This window comes from Escherichia sp. E4930 (genome assembly GCF_005845405.1).
Classification (GTDB): domain Bacteria; phylum Pseudomonadota; class Gammaproteobacteria; order Enterobacterales; family Enterobacteriaceae; genus Escherichia.
Genome location: NZ_VCDZ01000007.1, coordinates 97196 through 116732 on the forward strand (window position 1 = coordinate 97196; position 19537 = coordinate 116732).

The window sequence follows — 19537 nt, forward strand, 5'->3', positions numbered from 1 at the left end:
GGAGATAGCAACAGATGGCAGAACATGGCGCCCTGGCGACCCTGAAAGATCTGGCAGAAAAAGAGGTGGATAATGCGGCCCGCCTGCTGGGTGAAATGCGTCGCGGATGTCAGCAAGCGGAAGAACAACTCAAAATGCTGATCGATTATCAAAACGAATATCGCAGCAACCTGAACAACGACATGAGTGCAGGAATGACCAGTAATCGCTGGATCAACTACCAGCAGTTCATTCAGACGCTGGAAAAGGCCATTACCCAGCACCGCCAGCAGCTTAATCAGTGGACGCAGAAAGTTGACATTGCGCTGAACAGCTGGCGAGAAAAGAAACAACGCTTGCAGGCCTGGCAGACCCTCCAGGAACGGCAATCCACGGCGGCCCTGTTAGCAGAAAACCGCCTCGATCAGAAAAAGATGGACGAGTTCGCCCAGCGCGCCGCCATGAGGAAAACTGAATGATTCGTTTAGCGCCCTTGATTACCGCTGACGTTGACACATCCACATTGCCCGGTGCTAGCGCCACTGACACGGCACAGGATTTTCTTGCGTTGTTGAGCGGGGCATTAGCAGGAGATGCAGCACCTGGCAAAGCTTCGCCATTGCTTCAGGTTGCAGTGGATACCCCACACGCGCAAGGTAAAGAACGCGCCAACGAAATTCTGGCCGGGGTACTGCCGTCTGATTTACACATCGCTACTGACGAAACGCTGGCTGAAATAACCACAGCACTACCCGATACAACGCCGCTGACGACGGCTTTGGTTAATACGCTGGCAGCCATGCCAGAAAAGGAAACGGTCGCCGACGATAAAACGGATGACCTTAATGAAGATGCTGTCGCCAGCCTGAGCGCCCTTTTTGCTATGCTGCCCGGTTTTGACAATACCCCCAAAGTGACTGATGCGCCTGTCACAGCGTTACCGACGCAGAAGCAAGCACTCTCAACAAAACTGACTACCGCGCAACTCGCAACAGCACAACCTGACGACGCCCCTGGCGCGCCAGATCAGCCATTAACACCGCTGGTCGCAGAAGCCCAGAGTAAAGCGGAGGTCATCAGCACGCCTTCACCTGTTACTTCTGTCACCAGTCCGCTAATTACTCCGCACCAGACGCAGCTACTGCCCACCGTCGCAGCGCCTGTTTTGAGCGCACCGCTGGGTTCCCACGAATGGCAACAATCATTAAGCCAGCATATTTCGCTGTTTACCCGCCAGGGGCAACAAAGTGCCGAACTGCGTTTGCATCCGCAAGATTTAGGCGAAGTGCAAATCTCCCTTAAGGTGGATGACAACCAGGCGCAAATTCAGATGGTTTCACCGCATCAGCACGTGCGCGCCGCTCTGGAAGCGGCTTTGCCGGTACTGCGCACACAACTGGCAGAAAGCGGAATTCAGTTGGGGCAGAGCAATATCAGCGGAGAGAGTTTTAGCGGTCAGCAGCGGGCAGCTTCCGAGCAACAACAAAGTCCACGCACATCAGGCCATGAACGCCTGACAACCGAGGATGACGATGCATTGCCAGTTCCCACAACTCTCCAGAGAGTTTCATCGGGCAATAGCGGCGTCGATATTTTCGCCTAACGCCAGAGGTAACACCTTAATCCGCGTCTTTTCCCCGCTTTGCCACACTTAAGACGCAGGATAATTAGCCGATAAGCAGTAGCGACACAGGAAGACCGCAACACATGACTGATTACGCGATAAGCAAGAAAAGCAGGCGATCGCTTTGGCTCCCGATCCTGGTATTCATCACTCTCGCGGCCTGTGCCAGCGCGGGTTACAGCTACTGGCATTCGCAACAAGTGACCGCTGGCGACAAAGCGCAGCAACACGTCGTGCTCTCACCTGTCTTCTATGCGCTGGACACTTTTACGGTCAATCTTGGCGATGCAGATCGCGTGCTTTATATCGGTATAACGCTGCGACTGAAAGATGAAGCCACCCGTTCGCGGTTGAGCGAGTATTTGCCGGAAGTCCGCAGTCGTTTGCTGTTACTGTTTTCGCGCCAGGATGCCGCCGTGCTGGCAACGGAAGAAGGCAAGCAAAAACTGATTGCCGCAATTAAAGCCACACTCTCCCCCCCGCTTGTTGCCGGGCAACCGAAACAGGATGTCACCGACGTGCTGTATACCGCTTTTATTCTGCGATAACGACATGGGCGATAGTATTCTTTCTCAAGCTGAAATTGATGCGCTGTTGAATGGTGACAGCGAGGTCAAAGACGAACCGACAACCAGTGTTAGCGGCGAAAGTGACATTCGTCCGTACGATCCCAACACGCAACGCCGGGTTGTGCGCGAACGTTTGCAGGCGCTGGAAATCATTAATGAGCGTTTTGCCCGCCATTTCCGCATGGGGCTGTTCAACCTGCTGCGCCGTAGCCCGGACATTACCGTCGGGGCTATCCGCATACAGCCGTACCATGAATTTGCCCGCAACCTGCCGGTGCCGACCAACCTGAACCTTATCCATCTGAAACCGCTGCGCGGAACAGGGCTGGTGGTGTTTTCGCCGAGTCTGGTGTTTATCGCCGTGGATAACCTGTTTGGCGGCGATGGACGCTTCCCTACCAAAGTAGAAGGTCGCGAGTTTACTCATACCGAACAGCGCGTCATTAATCGCATGTTGAAGCTGGCACTTGAAGGCTATAGCGACGCGTGGAAGGCGATTAATCCGCTGGAAGTCGAGTACGTGCGTTCCGAAATGCAGGTGAAATTTACCAATATCACCACCTCACCGAACGACATTGTGGTTAACACGCCGTTCCATGTGGAGATTGGCAACCTGACCGGCGAATTTAATATCTGCCTGCCATTCAGCATGATCGAGCCACTGAGGGAATTGTTGGTTAACCCGCCGCTGGAAAACTCGCGTAATGAAGATCAGAACTGGCGCGATAACCTGGTGCGCCAGGTTCAGCATTCACAGCTGGAGCTGGTTGCCAACTTTGCCGATATTTCGCTGCGCCTGTCGCAGATTTTAAAGCTGAAACCTGGCGATGTCCTGCCGATAGAAAAACCCGATCGCATTATCGCCCATGTTGACGGCGTTCCGGTACTGACCAGCCAGTACGGCACCATCAACGGTCAGTATGCGTTACGGATAGAACATTTGATTAACCCGATTTTGAATTCTCTGAACGAGGAACAGCCCAAATGAGTGACTTGAATAATCCGGCCGATGACAACAACGGCGCAATGGACGATCTGTGGGCTGAAGCGTTAGGCGAACAAAAATCAACAAGCGGCAAAAGCGCGGCTGAAGCGGTGTTCCAGCAACTTGGCGGCGGCGACGTCAGTGGAACATTGCAGGATATCGACCTGATTATGGATATTCCGGTTAAGCTGACCGTCGAACTGGGCCGCACACGAATGACCATCAAAGAGTTGTTGCGTCTGACGCAAGGGTCAGTCGTGGCGCTGGACGGTCTGGCGGGCGAACCGCTGGATATTCTGATCAACGGTTATTTAATTGCTCAGGGTGAAGTTGTCGTAGTCGCTGATAAATATGGCGTGCGGATCACCGATATCATTACCCCATCCGAGCGGATGCGCCGCCTGAGCCGTTAGTGATGAATAACCACGCTACTGTACAACCTTCCGCGCAGGTTTCTGCTGCTCCGCTCCTTCAGGTGAGCGGCGCGCTAATTGCCATTATTGTCCTGATCCTCGCTGCGGCCTGGCTGGTAAAAAGGCTGGGATTTGCTCCCAAACGTAATGGCACGAACGGGCTGAAAGTCAGCGCTAGTGCCTCGTTGGGGGCGCGTGAACGGGTCGTGGTGGTCGATGTGGAAGATGCGCGACTGGTGCTCGGCGTTACTGCCGGGCAAATCAATCTGCTGCATAAACTTCCCCCTTCTGCGCCAACGGAAGAGTTACCTCAAGCCGATTTTCAGTCGGTCATGAAAAATTTACTTAAGCGTGGCGGGAGAGCCTGATGCGTCATCTCTTGTCTGTCGCACCGGCCCTTCTCTGGCTGTTTACTCCCCTCGCCTTTGCTCAACTGCCTGGCATCACCAGCCAGCCGCTGCCTGGCGGTGGACAAAGCTGGTCACTCCCGGTGCAGACGCTGGTGTTCATCACCTCGCTGACTTTTATTCCGGCAATTTTACTGATGATGACCAGCTTCACCCGCATCATCATTGTTTTTGGTTTATTGCGTAACGCACTGGGAACGCCCTCCGCGCCGCCCAACCAGGTATTGCTGGGGCTGGCGCTGTTTTTGACCTTTTTTATTATGTCTCCGGTAATCGACAAAATTTATGTCGATGCGTATCAGCCGTTCAGCGAAGAGAAAATATCAATGCAGGAGGCGCTGGAAAAAGGGGCGCAGCCACTGCGTGAGTTTATGCTGCGCCAGACCCGCGAGGCGGATTTAGGGTTGTTTGCCAGGCTGGCGAATACCGGCCCGTTGCAGGGACCTGAAGCAGTACCGATGCGCATTTTGCTCCCGGCCTACGTGACCAGCGAGTTGAAAACCGCCTTCCAGATAGGCTTCACGATTTTCATTCCGTTTTTGATTATCGACCTGGTTATTGCAAGTGTGTTGATGGCATTGGGGATGATGATGGTTCCCCCCGCGACCATTGCCCTGCCGTTTAAACTGATGTTGTTTGTACTGGTGGATGGCTGGCAATTGCTGGTCGGCTCGCTGGCACAAAGCTTTTACAGCTAGAGAGGCCAAATGACACCCGAATCGGTCATGATGATGGGGACAGAAGCGATGAAAGTCGCGCTGGCACTGGCTGCCCCGCTGTTGCTGGTGGCGCTGGTCACCGGTCTTATCATCAGCATTTTGCAGGCCGCCACGCAGATTAACGAAATGACGCTGTCATTCATTCCGAAAATCATCGCCGTATTTATCGCCATTATTATTGCCGGACCGTGGATGCTCAACTTGTTGCTGGATTACGTTCGTACCTTATTCACTAACCTACCGTATATCATCGGGTAATCGATGTAATGTTGCAGGTAACAAGCGATCAATGGCTTTCCTGGTTAAGCCTGTATTTCTGGCCATTACTGCGCGTGCTGGCGCTGATCTCCACCGCGCCCATTTTGAGCGAACGCAGCGTGCCAAAACGGATAAAACTGGGCCTCGCAATGATGATCACGTTCGCCATTGCTCCGGCAATACCCGCCAACGATGTGGCTATTTTTTCGTTCTATGCCCTATGGCTGGCGGTGCAGCAAATCCTGATTGGCATTGCTCTCGGCTTTACCATGCAATTTGCCTTCGCCGCTGTGCGTACCGCTGGCGAAATTATCGGTCTGCAAATGGGGCTGTCATTTGCGACGTTTGTCGATCCTGGCAGTCATCTCAATATGCCCGTCTTAGCGCGCATTATGGATATGCTGGCGCTACTGTTGTTCCTGACATTTAACGGTCATTTATGGCTGATTTCGTTGCTGGTCGATACATTTCACACTCTCCCCATTGGTGGCGAACCGCTGAACAGCAATGCATTTCTGGCACTCACCAAAGCAGGAAGTCTGGTTTTCCTTAACGGGTTGATGCTGGCGTTACCGCTCATTACCCTGTTGCTGACGCTGAATATCGCATTAGGTTTACTGAATCGTATGGCCCCGCAATTATCAATTTTTGTTATTGGTTTTCCATTAACGTTGACTGTCGGCATCTCATTAATGGCGGCATTAATGCCGTTAATTGCTCCTTTTTGCGAACATTTATTTAGTGAAATTTTTAATTTGCTGGCGGATATTATCAGCGAATTACCTGTAATATGATTCCCTAATGTTTATCTTGTTATCCTAAGGATTATCCGAAAAATAATACCAGCGAACATCTTCCAGGATACTCCTGTGGCGAAATATTTGTTTTAACCTCACTCACATATCGCAACATTTACTTTACTTTAAGACAATTCCAGGCAAATTATACAACGCTTTACGGGATAGTAAGTCCGCCTGAAAAATCGCGAGAGTGGCGCATTAGGTGACCCATGTCGTTCCGTTTAGTCATGATGAAATATTCAGGTAAGGGGAATTATCGTTACGCATTGAGTGAGGGTATGCCATGTCAACGATTATTATGGATTTATGTAGTTACACCCGGCTGGGTTTGACCGGGTATCTGTTGAGTAGAGGGGTGAAAAAAAGAGAAATCAACGACATTGAAACCGTTGATGACCTTGCCATCGCTTGTGATTCACAGCACCCTTCAGTGGTGTTTATTAATGAGGACTGTTTTATCCACGATGCTTCTAACAGTCAACGTATCAAGTACATCATTAATCAACATCCCAATACGTTATTTATCGTTTTTATGGCAATTGCCAATGTTCATTTTGATGAATATCTATTGGTCAGAAAAAATTTATTGATCAGTTCCAAATCGATTAAACCGGAATCTCTTGATGATATCCTTGGCGATATTCTGAAAAAAGAGACAGCGATGGCCAGCATTTTAAATATGCCAACGCTATCATTAAGCCGGACCGAATCGAGTATGTTGCGAATGTGGATGGCTGGCCAGGGAACGATTCAAATATCCGACCAAATGAATATTAAAGCCAAGACCGTTTCATCGCATAAAGGCAATATTAAACGTAAGATCAAAACGCATAATAAACAGGTTATCTACCATGTCGTCCGACTGACGGATAATGTGACAAATGGTATTTTTGTCAACATGCGCTAGGGCATACTGACTGGTGGTATTCCACCAGTCAGGCTGACAGAAATTACTCTGCTTTCTCCACAAAGATACCATCCTGATGCCCTGCTTCATTAAAGAACCAGATGCCGAGCGGGTAGTCTTCCAGCGAAACCAGGTACATTGTGCCTTCACTAAACTCCTCAACTGCCAGTACCACGCCAGGACGACGCGGACCGCCATCCGTTTTGACTGTTACCCGATCATTCACCTTCATCGTTTTCCTCCTGTGGCTTTGTGCCAGTTTAGAACAATTTCGTTTTTCTGACAGCGCCAGGCGCGTGCGAGTGCTGATTTTCTCAACGGTCTATACTTAAGAAATGCCTGGCTGACATGACGTGTCGGCAGCAACATATAAGCAACGGTTGCGAGGATAGATGATGAAAACCGCAAAAGAGTACAGCGATACCGCAAAACGTGAGGTCAGCGTCGATGTCGATGCCCTGCTGGCGGCGATCAATGAAATTAGCGAAAGCGAAGTTCATCGCAGCCAGAACGATTCAGAACACGTTAGCGTCGATGGCCGTGAATATCATACATGGCGTGAATTAGCCGATGCCTTTGAACTTGATATTCATGACTTTAGCGTCTCTGAAGTGAATCGCTAAATGCGTCATAAAAAAATCCCGGCCCTTGTTGGGGTCGGGATCAAACTTGCTTAAGCAAGAAGCACTTAAAAAATTCGTTACACCAGGAAATCTGATGCGTACATCACCTTATCCGCAATTTTTTATGCTGACAAGAAAATATTCTTGATATGAATGATTAACGTCACTTATGAATGGAAGTGTGATCCGCGTCACCCCCTGGAGGCTCTGGCGTTCACGGGATCGCTCCCGAAAAACGATTTTTTATTATTCGTGCTGTTTTAAGAAATATCCGGCAAAGGGAGTACTGCGCGATCATGCTTTCAATTCATCAACCGCTGCTGATTTTTACCGATCTTGATGGCACCCTGTTGGACAGTCATAGCTATGACTGGCAACCTGCCGCCTCCTGGTTAATCCGCCTGCGGGAAGCGGAGATCCCCGTGATCCTGTGTAGTAGTAAAACCTCGGCTGAAATGCTGTACCTGCAAAAGATGTTAGGTCTGCAAGGGTTGTCACTCATTGCAGAGAACGGCGCGGTGATCCAACTGGATCAACAATGGCAGGATTTGAACGGCTTTCCGCGCATCATCTCGGGGATTGCTCATAGTGAAATCAGCCTGGTATTAAATACGCTGCGTGAGAAAGAACACTTCAAATTCACCACCTTTGATGACGTCGATGATACAACCATCGCTGAATGGACTGGCTTAAGCCACAGCCAGGCAGCACTGACGCAGTTGCATGAGGCTTCTGTCACGCTTATCTGGCGCGACAGTGACGAGCGGATGGCGCAATTTACCGCTCGCCTGAATGAACTGGGCTTGCAGTTTGTGCAAGGTGCGCGTTTCTGGCATGTGCTGGATGTCTCAGCCGGGAAAGATCAGGCTGCCAACTGGATCATTGCGGCATATCAGCAATCGAGTGGAAAACGTCCGACCACGCTTGGCTTAGGCGATGGCCCAAATGACGCACCATTACTGGAAGTGATGGATTATGCGGTGATTGTAAAAGGGCTAAACCGGGAAGGCGTGCATTTGCAAAATGAGGATCCGGCCCGTGTCTTGCGGACACAGCGAGAAGGACCGGAAGGCTGGCGCGAAGGACTGGATCACTTTTTCACGGCCAGTTAAGGGCTATCGCTGGCGCAAACCTGATTGCGCCCCGCTTGTTTTGCAAGATACAACCGTCGGTCGGCCAGAGACTGTAATTGTTCAAAATCATAATCGCCGGTTTCCTCGCTGCTACTCACCCCCAGCGAAGCACTGATGCGTAGGGTCGTGCTCTTGGCGATCAACATCTCTTTTTCATTCAGCTTCAGGCGAATACGTTCGGCCACTTCCGTTGCCTGCGCCAGGTTAGCGCCAGGCAGAATCACACAAAACTCCTCGCCGCCCACGCGGCCGGCAACGTCCTGTGAACGCAATGAATGACTGATTAATCCGGCAGCATGCGACAGCACACGATCGCCTGCCTGATGACCAAAGCGGTCATTAATCGCTTTAAAATGGTCAAGGTCGACCTGGATGACAGAAAACGGATGTTTGTGTATCTGACACAATTCGGCAAGCGGACGCGCTTTTTCGAACAATGCGCCACGGTTATACAAGCGCGTTAAGGTGTCATGCCACGCCTGCCACTGCAACGAGCTTTGCAGGACAAACATATTGCTGACCATCTGGCGAATCACATACCAGGAGATAAGTAACATCGTCGTAAAAAGCGCCCACAGAAGGGTTAACGCAATGCTGATGCTGCCGAAATCACCACGCACACCTTCACTGAGCGAATGAATGCGCACCAATGCGCCGTCAAAATGGTCCAGTCGCTCCCAGCTAACATAGCGACTGCTCATCCTGATGCCACCGCGCGTATCGTGTTCCATAGCCTGCGCCAGAGATGCCAGCTCTCGAGGATCAAAGAGATCCTCCGCCGAGTGTTCCGGGTTAGAGGAAGTTAATAATTTCAGTTTACTGTCGTAGAGCTGATATTCGCCATCCAGGTTTTTATCAATAGCGTTTTTTAGAAATTGCTGCATTGAGCGCACAGGGATACTCATCCCCAACACGCCATACCAGTAATTATTACTGTCGACCGGCACGCTTACGGTGACCTGCGGTTCAGTAACATTGTTATGGTCATGCTGAGAGGTAAACCAACGTACGCCACGTTGACGATTTTCTCGTTCTGATTGGCCGATAAACCAGGGTTGTGTGACAAATTCGTAGTAACGCGTAGGGATATTTCGGGTAAACAACGTCGGCTGCGTCGAAACGTAGAATCCGGCGCGCGAGACATACATCGCCTGTTCAACCATCGAAGAAGAGTTGTGCGCCAGTCGCAGTAAGTAGCCGACTTCCAGTGCGGCGGTAATTTCATTGTCGAGTAATTCATTTTCGCGAGAAAGCTGATTTCCCTCGCTCACTAACGCATCCGAGACACCGTTTACCGACAGAGTGCGTCGTCTGTTGAGTTCGATTTGCCAGGCGTGCTCGTCGCGATGTTGTTCAAACTCGATAACAGCGTTTCGCATAGAAGTGAAATCCAGCGGCGCAACAAGAGCTTCACGCATTCCATTACGCAAAAAAATCAGTTTATCGACGTTATATTGCAATTGCTTGTCGAGCGCGTTGGCAACGTTTTCCAGATGATTACGCTGGCTGGAGATATAGGCGTCTTCCAGCACCACAACTTCACGCCAGGTGAGCAAAGTGGAGAAGATCAACACCACGATAAAGCACAGATTAACGACATGACCAGGCCCCAGGCGGCGCGCGAGTTTTTTTAGCCAGCTCTGGTTTTCCATTTTTGTCTCGTGCTGCACCCTGACGACTCCCAACCTGCTTTTTAATGATTCTGGCATAACCTGGCGATAGCGTACCGCCAAACAACGATAATTTTATAATGTTGGCATGATACGAGGCATCAGGCCTTCGATATTGACGCTGGCAGGACTGCCGGATGCGGCGTGAACGCCTTATCCGGCCTACTTTTGATTCTATCGCCAGATATCGATTATTTGTATAACCCAGGCATGATAAGACGCGACAGCGTCGCATCAGGCATTCCATGCAGACGCTGGCACAACTGCCGGATGCGGCGTGAACGCCACATCCGGCCTGGTGTTAATTGCACACTTTCAAACTTCTTCCGACGAACAACTCCCCTCCCCCGGAACAAGCTCGGTTTCATGAAAAGCTTCCCGCTTGACCCCATAACCATCATACCACCGGCACTCAACCATACCGCTGGAATACCCGGTGACAATCATCCGCGGGCCGCCCTCTTTTACCGTGACTTCCTCACTAACCATAAAGCTCATACTCGCCTCCTTTTTTCGAGTGAAACTTGTTCACCTTAGTCGAGGATGGCGAATTTTGCATAACAGCCAATGTGAATTTTAATGTGCCTGGCCGCGCATTTTCGCTACCACTTTCACTCCCAGCACCACGATGCCACCGATGATAAATCCAAGAATCAGATTTAAAACAGTCGGTAATATCATCGCCACCAGCGCGTTCTGCTGTCCGGCAAAATGTTCAATGGCATGATGCAGCGGCGCGATGCCATGCACCACAATACCGCCACCAACCAGGAACATCGCCAGCGTGCCGACAACCGATAATGCTTTCATCAGCCAGGGCGCGATAATCAACAGCCCCTTACCCAACGCCTGCATCAACGTACTGGACTTTTCTGCCAGCCAGTAGCCCAGGTCATCAATCTTAACGATAATCCCCACCAGGCCATACACGCCAATCGTTACCACCAGAGCTATCCCTGAGAGCACCAGCACCTGATTAATCAGCGGCGCTTCCGCCACAATGCCCAGCGTTATGGCGACAATTTCCGCAGACAAAATAAAATCGGTGCGAATGGCCCCTTTTATTTTGTCCTTTTCAAACTTGAGCGGGTCTTGCTCCGCCAGTTTTTCCAGACGCTGCTGACTCTGCGCCGGATCCTCTTTGTGTTTACGCGCCTCCAGCATATGTAGCACTTTCTCTACCCCTTCAAAGCAGAGAAACGCACCACCAATCATCAACAGTGGCGTAATTGCCCACGGGATAAATGCACTGATGATCAGCGCCAGCGGCACCAGAATCACTTTGTTGATTAGCGATCCCTTCGCCACGCCCCAGACCACAGGAAGTTCCCGGTTGGCACGCACACCTGAAACTTGTTGCGCATTGAGCGACAAGTCATCCCCTAATACGCCGGCGGTTTTCTTCGCCGCCAGCTTGCCCATCACGGAGATATCGTCCAGCAAAGTGGCGATATCATCGAGCAACGTCAATAAACTACTCCCGGCCAAAAGCATTCCCTCTCATTTTTTCGTTGACGCGCTAAGTATGAAGCAAAATCGGCTTGCCTGATACTGTGCTTCACAGGTCAACATTTTTTTAACAATCAAGCACAATTATATCTCTCGCCAGCAGAATGATTTTCACGTTTACTATGAACCACCTTTTTATTTCTACCGTGAGGGATTATGCGTTTCCGCCAGTTGTTACCGCTTTTTGGCGCGCTGTTTGCGTTGTATATCATTTGGGGCTCGACCTATTTTGTCATTCGGATTGGCGTTGAAAGCTGGCCACCGTTAATGATGGCGGGGGTGCGATTTTTGGCAGCAGGTCTTTTATTGATGGCATTTTTACTGCTGCGTGGGCACAAATTGCCGCCGCTACGTCCCCTGCTCAACGCCGCGCTTATTGGCCTGTTACTGCTGGCTGTCGGTAACGGTATGGTGACGGTTGCCGAACATCAAAACGTCCCTTCCGGCATTGCCGCCGTGGTGGTGGCAACGGTGCCACTCTTTACTCTTTGCTTCAGCCGCCTGTTTGGCATTAAAACGCGCAAACTGGAATGGGTGGGTATCGCCATCGGGCTTGCCGGGATCATCATGCTCAATAGTGGCGGTAATTTAAGCGGTAACCCGTGGGGTGCAATGCTGATTTTAATCGGCTCAATTAGCTGGGCGTTTGGGTCGGTTTATGGCTCACGCATTACCTTACCGGTAGGGATGATGGCAGGTGCCATTGAGATGCTGGCGGCTGGCGTAGTGTTAATGATTGCGTCGATGATCGCAGGTGAAAAACTGACAGCAGTCCCTTCGCTTTCTGGTTTCCTTGCAGTCGGCTATCTGACGCTGTTTGGCTCGATTATCGCCATCAACGCTTATATGTATTTAATCCGCAATGTCAGTCCGGCTCTGGCCACCAGCTACGCCTATGTTAATCCCGTGGTCGCGGTATTGCTGGGTACGGGTCTGGGCGGCGAGACGCTGTCGAAGATTGAATGGCTGGCGCTAGGAGTGATTGTTTTCGCCGTGGTACTGGTCACGTTGGGGAAATATCTCTTCCCGGCAAAACCCGTTGTCGCTCCCGTCATTCAGGATGCATCAAGCGAGTAAATGAATCCCCAGAGTGTCGATCTGCGCGCTGGCGCCCTCGCCGCAGATCCACTCTTCCAGACGCTCGGTAAGTGCCGCGTCCGTTAATTTCTCCCGCCCGCGTAACGCACATTCCCAGACAATCAACACACGCCAGCCGAGTTCCTGCAAACGACTGATATCGCGCCGATCGCGCTCGACATTTTTACCAATCTTCTCCAGCCAAAAATCTGTTCGCGTGGCGGGGACTTTAAACAGGTAGCAATGGTGATGGTGCCAGAAGCAACCGTGGGCAAATATCACACAGCGAAATTCATCAAGGACAAAATCCGGACGTCCGGGAAGATTGGCCTCCTGAACACGAAACGCCAGCCCCTGCTCAGTTAACAGGCTGGCGAGACGTTTCTCGATTGCCGTATCGTGCGTGGCAATCGCGCGCATATTTTTGCTACGCGTGGCCTTATCGTGAACATCGGCCATGTTGTGTTTCTCGCTGACGCAACGCCACCGCTTGTCTGATTTTTGGCTCGAGCAGTTTTGCCACCGCGGCAAAGACCGGTACTACCACCGAATTACCGAACTGACGATAGGCCTGCGTATCAGAAACCGGTATACGGAATTTCGCTTCTCCCGGCGCTTCAAAGCCCATCAGACGCGCGCATTCGCGAGGCGTTAATCTTCGTGGGCGATGTTGCTGATTCTGCGGATCGTCAAAGTCTTTCTCACCGGTCGCCATATCCCAGCCGCGATCGATTAAGATTTCCGCGCCGTCTTTATAATAACGGGCAGAAAGCGTGCGCGTGACACTTTGTGGATTGTTCGGATAAACCATCCCATAACCGAAGCCGTTACCGCGCGCCTGATGCTTTTTCGCATAGCGATAGAGATACTTCCATAGTACCGGCGTCAGGATATATTTCGCTTCGACCATCGGGTCCAGCAACTGCGCCAGCGTCACTCGCTGCACCGGGAAACAATCGCTAATGTCACGCAGGGTGAAATCTTCTTTCAGATTAAGGTCGCGACGAAAGCCCACCAGCACGATGCGCTCACGGTGCTGCGGTAAAAAATGTTTGCCATCGATGATTTTCGGATCGTCCGGGCCGTTATCTTCTGCGTCGGCAACGTCATAGCCCAGTTCGTCCAGCGTCTGCATGATGATGCGGAACGTTTTACCCTGGTCGTGGCTTTTCAGGTTCTTAACGTTTTCGAGCACAAAAATCGCCGGACGACGAGCGTCGATAATGCGCACCACATCAAAGAACAGCGTACCCTGGGTATCGCAGGCAAAACCGTGCGCCCGCCCAAGCGAGTTCTTTTTCGATACGCCAGCCAGTGAAAACGGCTGGCAAGGAAAACCGGCCAGTAAAACATCGTGTTCAGGAATGTGCTGACGGATATGTTCCGCCGCCGCGTCATCACTCGTGCCCTCTTTATGACTCAGGGTGATGTCACGGATATCTTCATTAAAATGATGAGTTGCCGGATCGCAATAATGGTTGGCTTTATAGGTGCGCACCGCATGTTTATTCCATTCACTGGTAAATACGCACTGACCGCCAATTGACTCAAAACCGCGACGGATACCACCAATCCCGGCAAAGAGATCGATAAAGCGAAACGCATAATGCGGATGATGTGTTGGCGGTTTGGGTAGCAACGTTTGCAGGTGGGCGAACTCATTTTCACTTAAACGGTGCCATACCGAATCATTCGCCAGCGCACGTTTTAAAATCGCCGCGCTCCAGTGGTTCTCACCGACGCCATTAAGTTGCGCCACCAGCGTTTTAACATCATAAATTTGCAGCAGTTTCTCCAGCATTGCCTGTGCGGCATTCCCGGTGCTGTATGAATCGGTTACTGAAATATTTTCCTGCATAGATTTAACCGGCCATATGAGATGGCCGACAGGTTAACATAATTACATCGGTTTAGGGCCACGCGCGCAGTCAGCTGGCGAAAACGCATCAATCACGTTGTGATCGATACCTTCATTCTCCCCCGCCAGTTCCGCACTAAGTTTGGCCATAAACTCCACCAGAAAACGGGCGTTGTGTTGCGCCAGTTGTTTACCTTTTGTGGTTTGCATCGTTTGAGGTAGTTTTAGCAGCTTGGTCTGGAAGTGGTCCAGCGCGTAACGTTTATCATCGAGCGGGCGATGCTGCGCGAACGGATCTTCGCCATCAAACAGCGCCACACCTAACGCGCCTGAAACCGCAAACACACGCGCCAGGCCAATCGCGCCTAAGGCTTCCAGCCGGTCCGCATCCTGCACGATTTTAGCTTCCGCCGTTAAGGGCGTAATTTGCGCACTGAAACTGTGTGCGGCAATGGCATGACAAACGGGCTCTATTTTCTCCGCTGGAAATTGCGCAAACTCTTCACATAGCAGGCGACGCGTCTCTTCTGCTGCCAGCATTGAAGATTGCTGCCGTTGCGGATGATTTTTCGCCAGACTCACGATATCGTGAAAATAACAGGCGGTTAAAATCACCAGCATGTCCACGTCTTCATCTACCGCCAGTTTTTGTGCCGTCGCCCAGACGCGGCGAAAATGACACAGGTCATGGGCCGCGTCCTGATACTGATGATGGCTCTTCAACCAGTTCTCGAATTGTGCCTGCCAGTGTTGTAAGTCCATATGCGCTCCGCTGCCAAAGAGTCGCAACCTTAGCAGTTTTTACTCATAGCGTCTGTTACGTACGGGTCGAGGTCGCGTGTACCAGGCAATGCCGCCTAACAACGCACCGACCATGGCCATAAACAAAAATCCCACTAACGCACCTAACCACTTACCCGCAGTTGAACCTAAATCACTTTCAAATCCAGACACGGGGGCATCGGGGATGCGGCTCATTACCCAGATGTAACGCGCCATTACCCAGACAAAATAACCACACCAGGTATAAAAAGCCCATAAAGCCAGTTTGCCGCCAGGGCTGCGAGAGAGTCTTTCTTCCATTGCTGTCGAACCATACTCCATTTTGAGATAACCCGGAAAATTCAGACTTATACTGTTATGTGATAAAAGTCACATTTTTCCACATCGGTCGAGCCAGTCAAGTCTCACTCATTTTTTGAACAAATATATGAATCTGAACCAGTGACATTATGTGCAGAAAAAACAAGTCAGAAGGCATTTGTTTTTTGTTTGGGCATAATTGATTAATTCATATTTTGAATATATTGGCATTGAATACAATTATACCTTTTTTGTTTTCTGTGTCATGATGACTACGTTATTAGCCTTTTATCGTCTTGTTTATATTTTTTGGGCCGGCATGATGCCGGCTTTTTTTTATGCGTTTATTTATGTGCAGTAGATCACACTAAGTCTTTAGCTCAACAACTATTGATGCAAGCTATCCTTCCAAAAGAACAATAACCAATTGATATGCATACATAAATATGATGAATGCTTATGTCTGAAATTCATAATCATGAATTATATTAAATAGAATAGAAACATTTTGAAATCTTTTAAATACATTTGTTACATGTAATCTTTAAAATAAAATGAACTTCATAGAATAGTATCCAAATGTGCTTTTTTTTGGATAACGGCACTTATTGATATATTCATGAAGATTATAATCACAAGGGAATACATAATGAAAAGAAAAGTTCTGGCAATGCTGGTCCCGGCGTTATTAGTTGCTGGCGCAGCAAATGCGGCTGAAATTTATAATAAAAATGGCAATAAAGTTGATTTCTACGGCAAGATGGTTGGTGAGCGCATCTGGTCGAACACTGATGATAATAACAGCGAAAACGAAGATACCTCCTATGCTCGTTTTGGTGTAAAAGGTGAAACTCAAATCAACAGTGAACTGACTGGTTTTGGTCAGTTTGAATACAACCTTGACGCCAGCAAGCCTGAAGGTTCTAACCAAGAAAAAACTCGTTTAACCTTCGCTGGTTTGAAATATAACGGACTTGGATCTTTCGATTACGGTCGTAACTACGGTGTTGCCTATGATGCCGCAGCTTATACCGATATGTTAGTTGAATGGGGTGGCGATTCCTGGGCTTCCGCTGACAACTTCATGAACGGTCGTACCAACGGTGTTGCAACCTACCGTAACTCTGATTTCTTTGGTCTGGTTGACGGTCTGAATTTTGCTGTTCAATATCAAGGTAAGAACAGCAATCGTGGCGTTACTAAACAAAACGGTGATGGCTATGCGCTGTCTGTAGACTACAACATCGAAGGTTTTGGTTTTGTCGGTGTTTATGGCAAATCTGATCGTACCAATGAGCAAGTTGCTGATGGAAACGGTTCAAATGCAGAAGTATGGTCATTGGCAGCAAAATATGATGCGAACAATGTCTACGCTGCTGTGATGTATGGTGAAACTCGTAATATGACACCGACATCAGTTAATACAGGCGGCTTCGACAAAGACGGCAACTCGATAATGCGCGATCAACTGATCAACGAAACTCAGAACTTTGAAGCAGTTGTTCAGTATCAATTCGACTTTGGTCTGCGTCCATCCTTAGGTTATGTTTACTCCAAAGGTAAAGATATCAAAGGGGTACCTGGCCATAAATATGTTGACGCTGACCGCGTGAACTACATTGAAGTTGGTACCTGGTACTACTTCAATAAGAACATGAACGTTTATACTGCATACAAATTTAACCTGCTGGATAAAGATGATGCAGCAATTACCAATGCCGCATCTGATGACCAGTTTGCAGTTGGTATTGTCTACCAGTTCTAATCAGCCAACGCGCCGCGGCACGTAACTGTAAAACATAATATCGGCCTGAGTTCGTCCCTCATCGAATTCAGGCTTTTTTATATCCCACATCAAATCACCAACAGCGGCACGCTAAACTGCCGTAGCATGTCGATAAACCCTAATTCCTGCGTAGCTCCCAGCACAATAACATCAGCCAGTTGTTGTTCAGCAAGTTCCTTTATCCCTTCCGGAAGAGTGCCGAAATGAACATATGTATGAATAAATCCTTCAGGCAAAACCAGTTGTTCTGCCATATGAGATAAACGGCACACAGCCTGCCCACGTAGAGCTTCTTTAAAACGATGCATATCAGAAATATACCCACGCTCGAGAACTCTTAAATATTCCGGTATAAAGCCAAGTAAGTGAACATGCCCAGAAGAAACATTGGCGAAAAATTGCGCATGAAAAAACGCTTGCTCTCTATCATCCCGAGAAAAAACATTCACCGGAATAACAATATTTCGGTACATAGGTATTCCCTGAAAAAATTCAATATTAATCAACTGCGCTTGAATGATTAGTGCATATTTTTAATGCTATATTTATGTCATTATCTTTAGAAAAGTTATCGTTGCTGCCCCACTTTAGTCTCCAGCCCATTCCCTCTGGCAAATTGCGCAAAGAGTACATCTGATGACAAGTAATTAATCATATCTGTCATCAGTTAAACCTTAATCTGGATCATCATTCTTTCGCGATAATCTTTCGTGCCAGACAGTTTTACGATTATTTTTTTGCTAATAATCTCATTTTCTTAACTTACACTCTCATCGCATGTTCCGGGGAGATTCTTTGCTCCAGCATTTACCTATCTTAAGCAGGCCTCAGGCAAATCACTCGGTTGTCAGCCCCCCCCCCCGGTGCCGCTCTAAGCATCACGTGAGCACAAAAAATCTCCACAATTAAAAATTGTGCTACCAGTGAGTCAATATCCTGATTTCTGAAAAATAGACTAAAATAAATTAACACCAGTTCCAACCACTTTACTCAATAAGGAGAAAATTGGCATGACTAATATCCTACACAAGTGCAGCATAGTCATCGCACACTCCCCCTTGCATACCGCTTTCGATATATTGACTCCAATTTCCTATCTGGTTAAAAATAGCAACCAGCTCAGTCGCGAATATAGTGACTAACCTACATAAGTAACAACAAGGAATACACTATGACTGTTCAACAAAGTAAGAATCCGCAAATCGATATGGCTGAAGATAATGCTTTCTTCCCGTCAGAATATTCGTTAGGCCAATATACCAGCCCGATTTCTGATCTTGATGGGGTAGACTATCCAAAACCGTATAGCGGAAAGCAAAAAATCCTGGTAATCGCCGCCGATGAACGCTATTTGCCAACCGATAATGGTAAGCTCTTCTCAACAGGAAACCATCCGATTGAAACGTTGCTACCATTATATCATCTGCATGCTGCTGGTTTCGAGTTCGAGGTTGCGACGCTTTCTGGCCTGATGACAAAATTTGAATATTGGGCTATGCCGCGGAAAGATGAAAAAATTATGCCATTCTTTGAGCAGCACAAATCTCTGTTCCGCAATCCGAAAAAATTGGCAGATGTTGTCGCCAGCCTCAACGCAGACAGCGAATATGCAGCAATCTTTGTTCCTGGCGGTCACGGTGCTCTCATTGGTTTACCAGAAAGCAAAGACGTGGCTGCCGCTCTGCAGTGGGCAATCGAAAATGACCGTTTTGTTATCTCCCTTTGCCACGGTCCAGCAGCCTTTCTGGCGCTTCGACACGGCGATAACCCATTAAATGGTTATTCAATTTGCGCATTCCCTGACGCTGCAGACAAACAAACGCCAGAGATTGGCTACATGCCGGGTCATCTGACCTGGTACTTTGGTGAAGAACTGAAGAAAATGGGCATGAACATCGTCAATGATGATATTACCGGCCGGGTACACAAAGATCGTAAACTTTTAACCGGTGACAGTCCTTTCGCAGCAAATGCGTTAGGCAAACTGGCAGCACAGGAGATGCTGGCCGCATACGTAGGTTAATCGGCTGACACTTACTGTGGAGTAAAAGTGGGGGTAGCTCTCCCCCACTTAACAAACATGAAAACGACCACCTCCAATTGCTGACCTTTTAACGCTTCCCTTCACTTTACGCCC

24 protein-coding genes are annotated in these 19537 nt (G+C 49.1%); 15 read left to right on the forward strand and 9 right to left on the reverse strand.

The features are described 5' to 3' along the window. Window positions 1-14: 14 nt before the first annotated feature. The 10 genes from fliJ (at window position 15) to rcsA (ending at window position 6661) form a co-directional block, all read left to right on the forward strand. Window positions 15-458, forward strand: coding sequence for a flagellar export protein FliJ (gene fliJ, locus FFT88_RS10735; RefSeq protein ID WP_130208591.1), 444 nt, complete (start codon window positions 15-17; stop codon window positions 456-458). After that, a complete protein-coding gene (locus FFT88_RS10740; protein ID WP_135405116.1) occupies window positions 455-1582 on the forward strand; it encodes a flagellar hook-length control protein FliK in 1128 nt (375 codons plus the stop codon). The genes fliJ and FFT88_RS10740 overlap by 4 nt, the downstream gene beginning before the upstream one ends. A gap of 104 nt (window positions 1583-1686) precedes the next feature. Beyond that, entirely contained in the window at window positions 1687-2151 is a 465-nt protein-coding gene (gene fliL / locus FFT88_RS10745) for a flagellar basal body-associated protein FliL (protein ID WP_130216471.1), read from the forward strand. A gap of 4 nt (window positions 2152-2155) precedes the next feature. Continuing rightward, window positions 2156-3160, forward strand: coding sequence for a flagellar motor switch protein FliM (fliM, locus tag FFT88_RS10750; protein WP_130216469.1), 1005 nt, complete (start codon window positions 2156-2158; stop codon window positions 3158-3160). Next, window positions 3157-3570 (forward strand): flagellar motor switch protein FliN, encoded by a 414-nt coding sequence (fliN, locus tag FFT88_RS10755; RefSeq protein ID WP_130208597.1) that lies wholly within the window; start codon window positions 3157-3159, stop codon window positions 3568-3570. Before fliM ends, fliN begins: the two co-directional genes overlap by 4 nt. 2 nt (window positions 3571-3572) lie before the next feature. Next, a complete protein-coding gene (fliO, locus tag FFT88_RS10760; protein ID WP_135405113.1) occupies window positions 3573-3938 on the forward strand; it encodes a flagellar biosynthetic protein FliO in 366 nt (121 codons plus the stop codon). Beyond that, the gene (fliP, locus tag FFT88_RS10765; RefSeq protein WP_130216465.1) at window positions 3938-4675 is read left to right on the forward strand and encodes a flagellar type III secretion system pore protein FliP; all 738 of its coding nucleotides are present in this window, start codon (window positions 3938-3940) and stop codon (window positions 4673-4675) included. The genes fliO and fliP overlap by 1 nt, the downstream gene beginning before the upstream one ends. Window positions 4676-4684: 9 nt before the next feature. Next, window positions 4685-4954 carry a flagellar biosynthesis protein FliQ gene (gene fliQ / locus FFT88_RS10770; protein ID WP_000187358.1) on the forward strand — a complete coding sequence of 90 codons (270 nt, stop codon included), beginning with the start codon at window positions 4685-4687 and terminating at the stop codon, window positions 4952-4954. An 8-nt stretch (window positions 4955-4962) separates the two neighbouring features. Then, the gene (gene fliR, locus FFT88_RS10775) at window positions 4963-5748 is read left to right on the forward strand and encodes a flagellar biosynthetic protein FliR (protein WP_135405111.1); all 786 of its coding nucleotides are present in this window, start codon (window positions 4963-4965) and stop codon (window positions 5746-5748) included. Between the two features lie 289 nt (window positions 5749-6037). Continuing rightward, complete coding sequence (gene rcsA, locus FFT88_RS10780) at window positions 6038-6661, forward strand: transcriptional regulator RcsA (protein WP_135405108.1); 624 nt, start codon at window positions 6038-6040, stop codon at window positions 6659-6661. 43 nt (window positions 6662-6704) lie between these two features. Here rcsA and dsrB read toward each other — a convergent pair whose 3' ends face one another. Next, window positions 6705-6893, reverse strand: coding sequence for a protein DsrB (gene dsrB / locus FFT88_RS10785; protein WP_000867217.1), 189 nt, complete (start codon window positions 6891-6893; stop codon window positions 6705-6707). 163 nt (window positions 6894-7056) lie between these two features. Here dsrB and yodD point away from each other — a divergent pair, with 163 nt between their 5' ends. Both yodD and FFT88_RS10795 read left to right on the forward strand, forming a co-directional pair. After that, complete coding sequence (yodD, locus tag FFT88_RS10790; RefSeq protein WP_000844800.1) at window positions 7057-7284, forward strand: peroxide/acid resistance protein YodD; 228 nt, start codon at window positions 7057-7059, stop codon at window positions 7282-7284. Window positions 7285-7580: 296 nt separating this feature from the next. Further along, complete coding sequence (locus FFT88_RS10795; RefSeq protein WP_135405106.1) at window positions 7581-8396, forward strand: mannosyl-3-phosphoglycerate phosphatase-related protein; 816 nt, start codon at window positions 7581-7583, stop codon at window positions 8394-8396. Here FFT88_RS10795 and dgcQ read toward each other — a convergent pair. The 3 genes from dgcQ to FFT88_RS10810 all read right to left on the reverse strand — a co-directional run bounded on the left by dgcQ (window position 8393) and on the right by FFT88_RS10810 (window position 11581). After that, the gene (gene dgcQ, locus FFT88_RS10800; protein WP_135405103.1) at window positions 8393-10087 is read right to left on the reverse strand and encodes a cellulose biosynthesis regulator diguanylate cyclase DgcQ; all 1695 of its coding nucleotides are present in this window, start codon (window positions 10085-10087) and stop codon (window positions 8393-8395) included. The genes FFT88_RS10795 and dgcQ overlap by 4 nt on opposite strands. 315 nt (window positions 10088-10402) lie before the next feature. Further along, the gene (locus FFT88_RS10805) at window positions 10403-10585 is read right to left on the reverse strand and encodes a DUF2158 domain-containing protein (RefSeq protein WP_130208609.1); all 183 of its coding nucleotides are present in this window, start codon (window positions 10583-10585) and stop codon (window positions 10403-10405) included. Window positions 10586-10663: 78 nt separating this feature from the next. Then, on the reverse strand, window positions 10664-11581 hold the full coding sequence (locus FFT88_RS10810) for a DUF808 domain-containing protein (protein WP_130216453.1): 918 nt from the start codon (window positions 11579-11581) through the stop codon (window positions 10664-10666). A 171-nt stretch (window positions 11582-11752) separates the two neighbouring features. Between FFT88_RS10810 and yedA the strand changes: the two genes are divergently transcribed. Continuing rightward, entirely contained in the window at window positions 11753-12673 is a 921-nt protein-coding gene (gene yedA, locus FFT88_RS10815) for a drug/metabolite exporter YedA (protein ID WP_130259947.1), read from the forward strand. Here yedA and FFT88_RS10820 read toward each other — a convergent pair. The 4 genes from FFT88_RS10820 to drpB are packed head-to-tail and all read right to left on the reverse strand — an operon-like array spanning window position 12662 to window position 15614. After that, a complete protein-coding gene (locus tag FFT88_RS10820; protein ID WP_130257626.1) occupies window positions 12662-13132 on the reverse strand; it encodes a very short patch repair endonuclease in 471 nt (156 codons plus the stop codon). The genes yedA and FFT88_RS10820 overlap by 12 nt on opposite strands. Continuing rightward, a complete protein-coding gene (gene dcm, locus FFT88_RS10825) occupies window positions 13113-14531 on the reverse strand; it encodes a DNA-cytosine methyltransferase (RefSeq protein ID WP_135405101.1) in 1419 nt (472 codons plus the stop codon). The genes FFT88_RS10820 and dcm overlap by 20 nt, the downstream gene beginning before the upstream one ends. A gap of 42 nt (window positions 14532-14573) precedes the next feature. Continuing rightward, window positions 14574-15293 (reverse strand): phosphohydrolase, encoded by a 720-nt coding sequence (locus FFT88_RS10830; protein WP_130259950.1) that lies wholly within the window; start codon window positions 15291-15293, stop codon window positions 14574-14576. Between the two features lie 39 nt (window positions 15294-15332). Beyond that, entirely contained in the window at window positions 15333-15614 is a 282-nt protein-coding gene (drpB, locus tag FFT88_RS10835; protein WP_254446237.1) for a cell division protein DrpB, read from the reverse strand. 649 nt (window positions 15615-16263) lie between these two features. Here drpB and FFT88_RS10840 point away from each other — a divergent pair. Continuing rightward, window positions 16264-17379 carry a porin gene (locus FFT88_RS10840; RefSeq protein WP_135405098.1) on the forward strand — a complete coding sequence of 372 codons (1116 nt, stop codon included), beginning with the start codon at window positions 16264-16266 and terminating at the stop codon, window positions 17377-17379. Window positions 17380-17468: 89 nt separating this feature from the next. On the opposite strand, the gene FFT88_RS10845 is transcribed toward FFT88_RS10840, so the two are convergent. Continuing rightward, window positions 17469-17873: a universal stress protein gene (locus tag FFT88_RS10845; protein WP_135405095.1), complete on the reverse strand. Its 405-nt coding sequence runs from the start codon at window positions 17871-17873 to the stop codon at window positions 17469-17471. Between the two features lie 698 nt (window positions 17874-18571). Here FFT88_RS10845 and hchA point away from each other — a divergent pair. After that, a complete protein-coding gene (gene hchA / locus FFT88_RS10850; protein ID WP_130216437.1) occupies window positions 18572-19423 on the forward strand; it encodes a glyoxalase III HchA in 852 nt (283 codons plus the stop codon). Window positions 19424-19537: the final 114 nt, after the last annotated feature.

Excerpts from the sequence above, each read along its gene's own strand:
- fliJ (WP_130208591.1), top strand. The coding sequence starts at position 15 with ATGGCAGAACATGGCGCCCTGGCGACCCTGAAAGATCTGGCAGAAAAA.
- FFT88_RS10740 (WP_135405116.1), top strand. The coding sequence starts at position 455 with ATGATTCGTTTAGCGCCCTTGATTACCGCTGACGTTGACACATCCACA.
- fliL (WP_130216471.1), top strand. The coding sequence starts at position 1,687 with ATGACTGATTACGCGATAAGCAAGAAAAGCAGGCGATCGCTTTGGCTC.
- fliM (WP_130216469.1), top strand. The coding sequence starts at position 2,156 with ATGGGCGATAGTATTCTTTCTCAAGCTGAAATTGATGCGCTGTTGAAT.
- fliN (WP_130208597.1), top strand. The coding sequence starts at position 3,157 with ATGAGTGACTTGAATAATCCGGCCGATGACAACAACGGCGCAATGGAC.
- fliO (WP_135405113.1), top strand. The coding sequence starts at position 3,573 with ATGAATAACCACGCTACTGTACAACCTTCCGCGCAGGTTTCTGCTGCT.
- fliP (WP_130216465.1), top strand. The coding sequence starts at position 3,938 with ATGCGTCATCTCTTGTCTGTCGCACCGGCCCTTCTCTGGCTGTTTACT.
- fliQ (WP_000187358.1), top strand. The coding sequence starts at position 4,685 with ATGACACCCGAATCGGTCATGATGATGGGGACAGAAGCGATGAAAGTC.
- fliR (WP_135405111.1), top strand. The coding sequence starts at position 4,963 with ATGTTGCAGGTAACAAGCGATCAATGGCTTTCCTGGTTAAGCCTGTAT.
- rcsA (WP_135405108.1), top strand. The coding sequence starts at position 6,038 with ATGTCAACGATTATTATGGATTTATGTAGTTACACCCGGCTGGGTTTG.
- dsrB (WP_000867217.1), bottom strand. The coding sequence starts at position 6,893 with ATGAAGGTGAATGATCGGGTAACAGTCAAAACGGATGGCGGTCCGCGT.
- yodD (WP_000844800.1), top strand. The coding sequence starts at position 7,057 with ATGAAAACCGCAAAAGAGTACAGCGATACCGCAAAACGTGAGGTCAGC.
- FFT88_RS10795 (WP_135405106.1), top strand. The coding sequence starts at position 7,581 with ATGCTTTCAATTCATCAACCGCTGCTGATTTTTACCGATCTTGATGGC.
- FFT88_RS10805 (WP_130208609.1), bottom strand. The coding sequence starts at position 10,585 with ATGAGCTTTATGGTTAGTGAGGAAGTCACGGTAAAAGAGGGCGGCCCG.
- FFT88_RS10810 (WP_130216453.1), bottom strand. The coding sequence starts at position 11,581 with ATGCTTTTGGCCGGGAGTAGTTTATTGACGTTGCTCGATGATATCGCC.
- yedA (WP_130259947.1), top strand. The coding sequence starts at position 11,753 with ATGCGTTTCCGCCAGTTGTTACCGCTTTTTGGCGCGCTGTTTGCGTTG.
- FFT88_RS10820 (WP_130257626.1), bottom strand. The coding sequence starts at position 13,132 with ATGGCCGATGTTCACGATAAGGCCACGCGTAGCAAAAATATGCGCGCG.
- dcm (WP_135405101.1), bottom strand. The coding sequence starts at position 14,531 with ATGCAGGAAAATATTTCAGTAACCGATTCATACAGCACCGGGAATGCC.
- FFT88_RS10830 (WP_130259950.1), bottom strand. The coding sequence starts at position 15,293 with ATGGACTTACAACACTGGCAGGCACAATTCGAGAACTGGTTGAAGAGC.
- drpB (WP_254446237.1), bottom strand. The coding sequence starts at position 15,614 with ATGGAAGAAAGACTCTCTCGCAGCCCTGGCGGCAAACTGGCTTTATGG.
- FFT88_RS10840 (WP_135405098.1), top strand. The coding sequence starts at position 16,264 with ATGAAAAGAAAAGTTCTGGCAATGCTGGTCCCGGCGTTATTAGTTGCT.
- FFT88_RS10845 (WP_135405095.1), bottom strand. The coding sequence starts at position 17,873 with ATGTACCGAAATATTGTTATTCCGGTGAATGTTTTTTCTCGGGATGAT.
- hchA (WP_130216437.1), top strand. The coding sequence starts at position 18,572 with ATGACTGTTCAACAAAGTAAGAATCCGCAAATCGATATGGCTGAAGAT.